Below are 8,501 nucleotides of genomic sequence, written 5' to 3'. Positions count from 1 at the left end.
CTGCCGCTGCAGCCGGCGGCCGCGCCGGCCAGCGCGGCGTTCGCGCCGGAGGCGGATGCAGCCGCGCACGGGTCCGCGGCGATCGCCAGCGGGCCAGCGGCGGATGCGCTCGCCGACACGGTGCACGTCGAACCGGAGGACACCCGCCACACCCCCCTGCACACGACGGACGCCGCCACGGCGTCCAGCCCCACCACCACGTCGACCGCCTCGATGCCATCGCCCGATCACGCCACGCTCGACGCCCCCCCAGCAGCGCCTGCGTTGGAACAGGACCTGGCATCGCGCGGCGCCACCGCAACGTCGACGCTGCCGCTCGCCGCGCCGGAGGCAGACGATCCGGAACCGCCCTCAGCGGTGCCGGCGCCGGTGCTGGAGATCGCCGTGCTCGACGAGTTGCGCGAGGTCATCGGCTCGGCCAGCGTGGCGCAGATCGTCGAGCTGTTCCTGGCCGATGCGCCGCTGCTGATCCAGCGCCTGGAGCAGGCGGCGGCGACGGCGCAGAGCGACGTGCTGCGCGAGGCCGCGCACACGCTGAAGTCCTCGGCCGCCAACCTCGGCGCACTGGCGCTGTCGGCGGCGGCGCTGCGCATCGAGTCGGGCGTGCGCACCGGCACGCTGGAGCGCCCGGTGGTCGCGGTCGCCCTGGTGATCGCCGAGTTCGCGCGCGCGCGCCTGGCGCTGAGCGGCTACCGCGCCAGCGTCCGCGATGCCGCCGAGCCCGCCGAACCCTAGCGCGGTATCGCGCTACGGCGCGTCTGCAGGCGACACGATCGCCCGCAAGACCCGGCCACAGTGCATCGAAGACATCGACGCACGGCCTACTGCCTTTCTTGCAGGAACGCTTCAGCGCGACAAGGCGCTACCGGTAACGCCATCGCGGCTGAAGCCGCTCCCACAGGAGAGCGAGGTGGTGCGATGCCGATGCCATGTCGGCCGCATGGATTCGCGCAGGAGCGGCATGTGCTGCTGTTCGGGATCAGCGGCGACTTTCGGCCCTGCAACGCGTCGTGGCGGAAGCCGTTCCAACAGAAAGGGCAACGCCGCACGATGCGGGTGCCATGTCGTCACCATGGATTCGCGCAGAAGCAGCATGTGCCGCTGCGCGGGATCAGCGGCGACCTTGCGCCAGCCACCCGTCGTGGCTGAAGCCGCTCCCACACGTGCATGTCAGCGCCATCCCGGAGCGCAGAGCGAACAACATCCTGCGCGGCGCGGACACAGGCCAGCGCCGCGGCCTCATGCGCCGACGATTCAGTCGTCGAGCTTGGTCAGCAGGTAGTTCGGCTCGCCAATCCGGTCGATCAGGTCGAGCTGGGTTTCCAGCCAGTCGATGTGCTCTTCTTCCGATTCCAGGATGTCGGCCAGGAGCTGGCGGCTGACGTAGTCCTGGATCGATTCGGCGTAGGCGATGCCTTCGCGCAGGGTGACCGTGCCGTCCTGCTCCAGCGCCAGGTCGCACTCGAGGATTTCCTTGGGGTTCTCGCCGATGCGCAGCTTGCCCAGCGCCTGGAAGTTGGGGAGCCCCTCGAGGAACAGGATGCGGTCCGCCAGCTTGTCGGCGTGCTTCATCTCGTCGATGGATTCCTTGTACTCGTGCTCGGCCAGTTCCTTCAGACCCCAGTTCTTCAGCATCTTGGCGTGCAGGAAGTACTGGTTGATCGCGGTCAGCTCGTTGTAGAGGACCTTGTTGAGGAACTCGATGACTTTGCTGTCGCCCTTCATTGCATCGCTCGCGTAAGCCGGAAAGCGCAGACTCTAGCGAATCGCGCCGCGACGTGAAGGAACGCGAATCGTGATCATCCCGCGCTGCAGCGCGGCGACGGCCTCAGGCGGCGCGGGCCAGGCCGCCGAGCACCGGCAACGGCAGCTCGCGGCTCAGCGCGCGCTCCAGCAGGTCGCCGGCCATGTCCAGACAGGAGCCGCAGGTGGCCCCGCAGCCCGTGCGCATGGTCAGTTCGGACACGCTGCGGCAGCCGGCTTCGGCGGCTTCGCGGATCTGGCGATCGGTGACCCCATTGCAGATGCAGACGTACACGGCGGGCTTGGCGGCGGACGGCGCGGACTGCGCCTGGCACCCATTCAAACCAAAGTGAGAATGGTTGTCAATTCCGCCCATTAATCGTTATTAATCCGCGCCGCCCAAGGCCCGCCGCGCTTGCGCGGACGCTTGCGCGGCCGCTCGTGGCCGGCGGTATTTCCGGGCAACCAGGCCTCCTGGGCCAGGGTCGGCATGGCGCGGATGCCGGCGCCGGCGATGGTCTGCGCCAGCGGCGCCAGGTGGCGCAGCGCCCGCGCGTAGACCCCGCGCTTGAACAGCACCACGTGCTCCACCGGGTACCAGAAATCGACCCAGCGCCAGTGATCGAACTCCGGCGTCTCGGTCAGTTCCAGGTTCAGCTGGCTCTCGTCGCACTGCATCCGCAGCAGGAACCAGACCTGCTTCTGGCCGATGCAGACCTGGCGCTCGTTGCGGCGGATGGCCCGGCTGGGCAGGCGATAGCGCAGCCAACCGGGGGTGGCGCCGAGCACTTCCACATGCTCGGGCAACAGCCCGGTTTCTTCGCGCAACTCGCGGTACATGGCCTCCACCGGGGTCTCGTCGGTGTTCATGCCGCCTTGCGGGAACTGCCAGCCGTCCCGGCGCACACGGCGTGCCCAGAACACCTGACCATCCGGCCGCATCAGCACGATGCCTACGTTCGGTCGATAGCCGTCCGGATCGATCACGATGCGGACTCCTGAAAAATCTACTGGCTCCGACTCTGCCATGGCTGCGGCCGGGCCACAAGCAGCGCAGAAACCCGTTGACAGCCGCCCGCTTCTCCATAAGAATTGACGGTTCACCAGGGCTATGTAGCTCAGCCGGTTAGAGCACAGCACTCATAATGCTGGGGTCGGTGGTTCGAGTCCACCCATAGCCACCATGGTGTGTACGCCCAAGGCGTGCGATACTTGCAGTCCACATTGCCCCGTCGCCAAGCGGTAAGGCACCTGACTCTGACTCAGGCATTCGGTGGTTCGAATCCATCCGGGGCAGCCAAACAAAAAAGAAGGCCGATCGAAAGATCGGCCTTCTTTTTTGTTTGGCGCGGGGTTTGCGCAGGCGCTTCGCGCCTACGCCCCACATCTTGCTGCGCAAGATGTGGGGCCCAGCCCTTACGCTTCCACATCCCCGCGCCTGTCGGCGCGCCCCCTTGGACTCCAAGGGGGCTACTCCACCAGATGGAATTCGATCCACCGAAGCGGGCGCTGACGGGAAACGAACTCATTCGCCCCATGCCGACGAGACACACGCGGCCCTGGCTCAGCAGACCTGTAGCTCTGCAGACATGAATCTTTTGCGGCGACGCCGAGTCCCCAAGCCAGACGGGCAATCGCCCGAATACTGTTCGCGCCAAACCCGCGGCGGCACACACATATGCTGCCAGCCAACACAAACCACGGACCCCAAACGACAAAAGCCCGGCCGAAGCCGGGCTTTTGCTTGGTCCCCAGCAGGCTCCCGAGGGAACCCACGCCAGGCGCGATGGATCAGCGCTTGGAGAACTGGGTGGCGCGACGGGCCTTGTGCAGACCGACCTTCTTACGCTCGACTTCGCGGGCGTCGCGGGTCATGAAGCCGGCCTTGCGCAGCTCGGTCTTCAGGGTTTCGTCGTACTCGACCAGCGCACGGGCGATGCCCAGACGGATCGCACCGGCCTGGCCGGTGGTGCCGCCGCCGGTGGCGGTGACCAGGATGTCGAAGCTTTCGGTGTTCTTGGTCAGCTCCAGCGGCTGGCGCACGATCATGCGCGCGGTCTCGCGGCCGAAGAACTCGTCCAGCGGACGGCCGTTGACGGAGATGTTGCCGGTGCCCTTGCGCAGGAACACGCGGGCGGTGGAGGACTTGCGGCGGCCAGTGCCGTAGTTTTGCGAAATCGCCATGATTAGATATCCAGAACCTGCGGCTGCTGAGCGGCGTGCGGATGCTCCGCACCGGAATAGACCTTGAGCTTGCGGTACATCGCGCGGCCCAGCGGGCCCTTGGGCAGCATGCCCTTGACCGCGATTTCGATCACGCGCTCCGGGTGGCGCTCCAGCGCCTGCTCCAGGCTCTCGGTCTTCAGGTTGCCGATGTAGCCGGTGAAGCGGTGGTACTTCTTGTCCTTGAGCTTGTTGCCGGTGACGACGATCTTCTCGGCGTTGATCACCACCAGGTAATCGCCGGTATCGACGTGCGGGGTGTAGACCGGCTTGTGCTTGCCGCGCAGGCGGCGGGCCAGTTCGGTGGAAAGCCGGCCCAGCGTTTTGCCGGCGGCGTCGACGAGATACCAGTCGCGCTGGACGGTCTCGGACTTAGCAGTGAAGGTGCTCATGATCAGACTCGGTTGGTCGGGCGGATTCCTGCAGCGAACGGCCGGAACTTTGCCACGCGTTGTGAATTGCAAAAACGCAAGAGGCGAAATTCTACGCGGCCCGGCCGGCCGGCGCAAGTCCACCCATGACCGGCGGAGATCGGGCAGGCGGCGCGCTTGGCAGTGCGCCGGCCGGGGGCGAAAATCGGGATCCCCACTGCTTCCGGGCTTCCCCCATGACCGCCAGCCGCCAACATTCCCCGCTCGATCGCGCCCTGGTCGAGGCCCAGCGCGCGCTGGAGACCGTATTCGGCGACCCGCCGGCGCAGCGCCCCTACCCGGCCGCGGCCACCGCCGATGTGGTGCTGGCGCCGGACGAGCGCCGCCATGCCGCCGGCCTGATGCGCATCAACCACGTCGGCGAGGTCTGCGCGCAGGGCCTGTATTTCGGCCAGGCCGCGGTCGCGCGCGATCCGGCCACCCGTGCGCACCTGCTGGAGGCGGCGCAGGAAGAGACCGACCACCTGGCCTGGTGCGCGGCGCGGCTGCGCGAGCTGGACAGCCGCCCCAGCCTGTTCAACCCACTGTGGTACGCCGGCAGCTACGCGATCGGCACCCTGGCCGGGCTGCGCGGCGACGGCTGGAACCTGGGCTTCGTGGTCGAGACCGAGCGCCAGGTCGAGGCGCACCTGGACGAACACCTGCAGACCCTGCCGCCGGCGGACCTGCGCAGCCGCGACGTGCTGACAGTGATGAAGGCCGACGAGGCCCGCCACGCCGAACATGCCGAACAGGCCGGGGCGCGGCGCCTGCCGCCGCCGATCCCCACGGTCATGGCCGCCGCCTCGCGACTGATGAAGGCCGTCGCCTATCGGCTGTAGCCGCCCGCCGGTCGGGCCGATGCCACCCCGGCTGGCATTGCCGCGCCGATCGCGTTAAAGTGAACGAACGCTGACTGATTCCACGTCGGCGCACGCCGTTCCGGCTGCGGTATCGCCATGTGCCGCAACCACCGATGTACCCGTGCCGAGTCGCGCCCGCGTGCGCTCCGCCTGCAGACTGTCATGCCCGCATCCTCGCCCCATCTGCCATCGCCCCGGACCCGCTGGTTGTCGCGCCTGCTGTTCGCGACCCTGTTCGCGATCGGCGGCGGCGCCCTGCTGCATCACCTGCTCGGCGACTACCGCCAGGCCAGCGCGATCCTGCGCGACCATTCGGTCGCCACCGTCCCGGTGATCGCCGACGGCGCCTTCGGCGTGCAGACCGAGCCACTGGTGCGCTACCGCTTCCACTATGTGTTCGAGAGCAAGGGCCGCCTGCACAGCGGCGCCTTCGAGGCCAGCGGCGCGGAGGCCGCGCCGTTGCTGCTGGACGGCGCCACGGTCGAGATCGCCTACGCCAATGCCGATCCCGCACGCTTCGGGCGCCTGGACCAGCTGCAGCACGCCGGCAACCTCGGCAGCGTGTTCACCCGCGCGCTGATCGCGCTGTCGATCGCCGCCCTGCTGGCGGTGGTCGCGCACCGGCTGCTGATCGGCCGGGTGCTGACCCGGCGCCGCATCGCCGCCGCCTGAGACCCACGCGCGCGCGGGCTGCGCTCAGTGCCCGACCAGCTTCAGGCCGATCACCCCGACCACGATCAGGCCGATGCAGGCCAACCGCGCCGGCGAGGCGCTGTCGCCGAACAGGGCGATGCCGAGCACCGCCGTGCCCAGCGCACCGATCCCGGTCCAGATCGCATAGGCGGTGCCCAGCGGGATGTGCTTGAGCGCCTGGGTCAGCAGCCACAGGCTCAGGCCCGCACCGGCCAGGGTGGCCACGGTCGGCCACGGCCGGGTGAAGCCTTCGCTGTACTTCAGGCCGAGGGCGAAGCCGATCTCGAACAGACCGGCGAGCAGCAGGTAGATCCAGGGCATTGTCTTTCTCCGTAGACAAATGAAAACGAAAACGGCCCGATGTCTGCACATCGGGCCGCCGTCGGCAGGGGTCGCAGCGCGTGCTGCGGGCGGGCCGTCCCGCCGGTGTGGAGCGCTTACTCGGACAGGTTGCGCCCGTGGAACAGCTCCTCGATCTCGCGCTTGAGCAGCGCCTCGATGCGCATGCGCTCCTTGAACGAGAGATTCTTGGCCTTTTCCTCGAACAGGTACTGGTCCAGGTCGAAGTCCTTCAGGTGCATCTTGGTGTGGAAGATGTTCTCCTGATAGACGTTGACATCGAACATCTCGTAGCGCGACTTGACGTTCTTGGCCAGGAAGTTCTGGATCGAGTTGATCTTGTGGTCGATGTAGTGCTTCTTGCCCTTCACGTCGCGGGTGAAGCCGCGCACGCGGTAATCCATGATCACGATGTCCGATTCCAGGCTCTCGATCAGGTAATTGAGGGCCTTCAGCGGCGAAATCACGCCGCAGGTGGCGACATCGATGTCGGCGCGGAACGTGGCGATACCGTGCTGCGGATGGGTTTCCGGGTAGGTATGGACGGTGATGTGGCTCTTGTCCATGTGCGCGACCACGGCATCGGAAATGATCTCCTTGCCCGCCGCCTTCTTGTCGATGACCGGCTCCTCGGAGATCAGGATCGTCACCGAGGCGCCCTGCGGATCGTAGTCCTGGCGCGCGATGTTGAGGATGTTGGCGCCGATGATCTCGGCCACATCGGTGAGGATCTGGGTCAGGCGATCGGCGTCGTACTGCTCGTCGATGTACTCGATATAGCGCTGGCGCTCCTCTTCGGAGATCGCGTAGCAGACGTCGTAGATGTTGAAGCTCAACGCCTTGGTGAGGTTGTTGAAACCTTGCAGCCTCAGGCGAGGCAACGGCTTGACCACGGCGTGGATCCTCTGGAAGTGGGTCGGGGGGAAAGCCAATCAATTATGAGCCAAATGGCCGCGCTGCGAAACGTGGCGTCCGTCTCTTGTTTGCCGCCGCGAACGCGTCCCGTTAAGCTTCGGGAATTACGCCGTAGCGAAGCCGCCATGAGCCCCGGAAACACATCCACTGCAGCACCTGTGCGCATCGCTCCAAGTCCTTTGACGTTGGACACCGCCACCATCGACCGCTTCCTGGCCCACAGCCACCGTCGCCGCTATCCGGCGCGGACGGACGTGTTCAGGCCAGGCGATCCGGCCGGCACCCTGTACTACGTGGTCAGCGGCTCGGTCAGCATCATCGCCGAGGAAGATGACGACCGCGAGTTGGTGCTGGGCTATTTCGGCAGCGGCGAGTTCGTCGGCGAGATGGGCCTGTTCATCGAGTCCGACCAGCGCGAGGTGATCTTGCGCACCCGTACGCCCTGCGAACTGGCCGAGATCAGCTACGAGCGCCTGCACCAGCTGTTCCTGGGCTCGCTGTCGTCCGATGCGCCGCGGGTGCTGTACGCGATCGGCGTGCAGCTGTCCAAGCGCCTGCTGGACACCTCGCGCAAGGCCAGCCGCCTGGCGTTCCTGGACGTGACCGACCGCATCGTGCGCACCCTGCACGACCTGGCCCAGGAGCCGGAGGCGATGAGCCACCCGCAGGGCATGCAGTTGCGCGTGTCGCGGCAGGAACTGGCGCGACTGGTCGGCTGCTCGCGCGAGATGGCCGGCCGCGTGCTGAAGAAGCTGCAGGTCGACGGCATCCTGCACGCCCGCGGCAAGACCGTGGTGCTGTACGGCGCGCGCTGACCGCCATGGGTCGATAGGCCCGGCACGATGGTGCTGAGCGAGACCTTCTACTGGTTCGTGCTGGTCGGCCTGGCCGCCCAGCTGGTGGACGGCGCGCTGGGCATGGCTTTCGGCCTGGTCTCGTCCTCGGTCCTGCTGAGCCTGGGCCTGCCGCCGGCGGTGGTCAGCGCCAGCGTGCACAGCGCCGAGGTGTTCACCACCGGCGCCTCGGGCCTGTCGCACCTGGCCCTGGGCAACGTCGACAAGCGGCTGTTCCTGCGCCTGGCGCTGCCGGGCATGGTCGGCGGGGTCGCCGGCGCCTACGTGCTGACCCAGTTGCCGGGCGAGCTGATCCGCCCCTTCGTCTATCTGTATCTGCTGGCCCTGGCGGTGCTGATCCTGCTGCGCGCGGCCGGCCGTGCGCTGCCGCGCCGCGAGGTGCGGCGGGTGCCGCTGCTGGGTTTCGTCGCCGGCCTGCTGGACGCCAGCGGCGGTGGCGGCTGGGGCCCGGTGGCGACCTC

13 protein-coding genes and 2 tRNA genes are annotated in these 8,501 nt (G+C 67.5%); 7 read left to right on the top strand and 8 right to left on the bottom strand.

The window, feature by feature from the left end; translation table 11 throughout:
• Positions 1 to 735, top strand: a 735-nt coding sequence (locus tag D588_RS28390) for an Hpt domain-containing protein (protein ID WP_026143386.1), incomplete at its 5' end; no start/stop codon positions are given.
• Between the two features lie 111 nt (positions 736 to 846).
• Here the strand turns inward: D588_RS28390 and D588_RS27635 are convergent.
• From D588_RS27635 to D588_RS0104760, 4 genes are all read right to left on the bottom strand, one after another.
• Positions 847 to 1,095 (bottom strand): hypothetical protein, encoded by a 249-nt coding sequence (locus D588_RS27635; protein ID WP_157836422.1) that lies wholly within the window; start codon positions 1,093 to 1,095, stop codon positions 847 to 849.
• A 159-nt stretch (positions 1,096 to 1,254) separates the two neighbouring features.
• Entirely contained in the window at positions 1,255 to 1,725 is a 471-nt protein-coding gene (bfr, locus tag D588_RS0104770) for a bacterioferritin (RefSeq protein WP_017910327.1), read from the bottom strand.
• A 103-nt stretch (positions 1,726 to 1,828) separates the two neighbouring features.
• Complete coding sequence (locus D588_RS0104765) at positions 1,829 to 2,038, bottom strand: (2Fe-2S)-binding protein (protein ID WP_017912292.1); 210 nt, start codon at positions 2,036 to 2,038, stop codon at positions 1,829 to 1,831.
• An 80-nt stretch (positions 2,039 to 2,118) separates the two neighbouring features.
• Positions 2,119 to 2,730 (bottom strand): RNA pyrophosphohydrolase, encoded by a 612-nt coding sequence (locus D588_RS0104760; RefSeq protein ID WP_010341422.1) that lies wholly within the window; start codon positions 2,728 to 2,730, stop codon positions 2,119 to 2,121.
• A 120-nt stretch (positions 2,731 to 2,850) separates the two neighbouring features.
• On the opposite strand from D588_RS0104760, the gene D588_RS0104755 reads away from it, so the two are divergent.
• Positions 2,851 to 2,927 (top strand) — tRNA-Met (locus D588_RS0104755).
• 41 nt (positions 2,928 to 2,968) lie between these two features.
• Positions 2,969 to 3,043 (top strand) — tRNA-Gln (locus tag D588_RS0104750).
• A gap of 491 nt (positions 3,044 to 3,534) precedes the next feature.
• Here D588_RS0104750 and rpsI read toward each other — a convergent pair.
• On the bottom strand, positions 3,535 to 3,927 hold the full coding sequence (rpsI, locus tag D588_RS0104745) for a 30S ribosomal protein S9 (protein WP_010341421.1): 393 nt from the start codon (positions 3,925 to 3,927) through the stop codon (positions 3,535 to 3,537).
• A gap of 2 nt (positions 3,928 to 3,929) precedes the next feature.
• Positions 3,930 to 4,358, bottom strand: coding sequence for a 50S ribosomal protein L13 (rplM, locus tag D588_RS0104740; protein WP_010341420.1), 429 nt, complete (start codon positions 4,356 to 4,358; stop codon positions 3,930 to 3,932).
• A gap of 215 nt (positions 4,359 to 4,573) precedes the next feature.
• Between rplM and coq7 the strand changes: the two genes are divergently transcribed.
• Together coq7 and D588_RS0104730 are read left to right on the top strand one after the other, a co-directional pair.
• Positions 4,574 to 5,218: a 2-polyprenyl-3-methyl-6-methoxy-1,4-benzoquinone monooxygenase gene (coq7, locus tag D588_RS0104735; protein WP_017913963.1), complete on the top strand. Its 645-nt coding sequence runs from the start codon at positions 4,574 to 4,576 to the stop codon at positions 5,216 to 5,218.
• A 228-nt stretch (positions 5,219 to 5,446) separates the two neighbouring features.
• Positions 5,447 to 5,911 (top strand): hypothetical protein, encoded by a 465-nt coding sequence (locus D588_RS0104730; RefSeq protein ID WP_017910330.1) that lies wholly within the window; start codon positions 5,447 to 5,449, stop codon positions 5,909 to 5,911.
• Between the two features lie 24 nt (positions 5,912 to 5,935).
• On the opposite strand, the gene D588_RS0104725 is transcribed toward D588_RS0104730, so the two are convergent.
• Together D588_RS0104725 and speD are read right to left on the bottom strand one after the other, a co-directional pair.
• A complete protein-coding gene (locus D588_RS0104725; RefSeq protein WP_017910331.1) occupies positions 5,936 to 6,253 on the bottom strand; it encodes a multidrug efflux SMR transporter in 318 nt (105 codons plus the stop codon).
• Positions 6,254 to 6,369: 116 nt separating this feature from the next.
• Positions 6,370 to 7,164, bottom strand: coding sequence for an adenosylmethionine decarboxylase (speD, locus tag D588_RS0104720; RefSeq protein WP_017910332.1), 795 nt, complete (start codon positions 7,162 to 7,164; stop codon positions 6,370 to 6,372).
• A 147-nt stretch (positions 7,165 to 7,311) separates the two neighbouring features.
• Here speD and crp point away from each other — a divergent pair, with 147 nt between their 5' ends.
• Both crp and D588_RS0104710 read left to right on the top strand, forming a co-directional pair.
• Positions 7,312 to 8,001: a cAMP-activated global transcriptional regulator CRP gene (gene crp / locus D588_RS0104715; RefSeq protein ID WP_010341415.1), complete on the top strand. Its 690-nt coding sequence runs from the start codon at positions 7,312 to 7,314 to the stop codon at positions 7,999 to 8,001.
• A 27-nt stretch (positions 8,002 to 8,028) separates the two neighbouring features.
• On the top strand, positions 8,029 to 8,501 hold a 473-nt coding region (locus tag D588_RS0104710), incomplete at its 3' end, for a sulfite exporter TauE/SafE family protein (RefSeq protein WP_017915158.1).

Origin of the sequence: Xanthomonas sp. SHU 308, assembly GCF_000364645.1 — a bacterium.
Classification (GTDB): domain Bacteria; phylum Pseudomonadota; class Gammaproteobacteria; order Xanthomonadales; family Xanthomonadaceae; genus Xanthomonas_A; species Xanthomonas_A sontii.
This window is presented reverse-complemented; position numbering and strand designations above follow the sequence as displayed.

Excerpts from the sequence above, each read along its gene's own strand:
- D588_RS27635 (WP_157836422.1), bottom strand. The coding sequence starts at position 1,095 with ATGCTGCTTCTGCGCGAATCCATGGTGACGACATGGCACCCGCATCGT.
- bfr (WP_017910327.1), bottom strand. The coding sequence starts at position 1,725 with ATGAAGGGCGACAGCAAAGTCATCGAGTTCCTCAACAAGGTCCTCTAC.
- rpsI (WP_010341421.1), bottom strand. The coding sequence starts at position 3,927 with ATGGCGATTTCGCAAAACTACGGCACTGGCCGCCGCAAGTCCTCCACC.
- rplM (WP_010341420.1), bottom strand. The coding sequence starts at position 4,358 with ATGAGCACCTTCACTGCTAAGTCCGAGACCGTCCAGCGCGACTGGTAT.
- coq7 (WP_017913963.1), top strand. The coding sequence starts at position 4,574 with ATGACCGCCAGCCGCCAACATTCCCCGCTCGATCGCGCCCTGGTCGAG.
- D588_RS0104725 (WP_017910331.1), bottom strand. The coding sequence starts at position 6,253 with ATGCCCTGGATCTACCTGCTGCTCGCCGGTCTGTTCGAGATCGGCTTC.
- crp (WP_010341415.1), top strand. The coding sequence starts at position 7,312 with ATGAGCCCCGGAAACACATCCACTGCAGCACCTGTGCGCATCGCTCCA.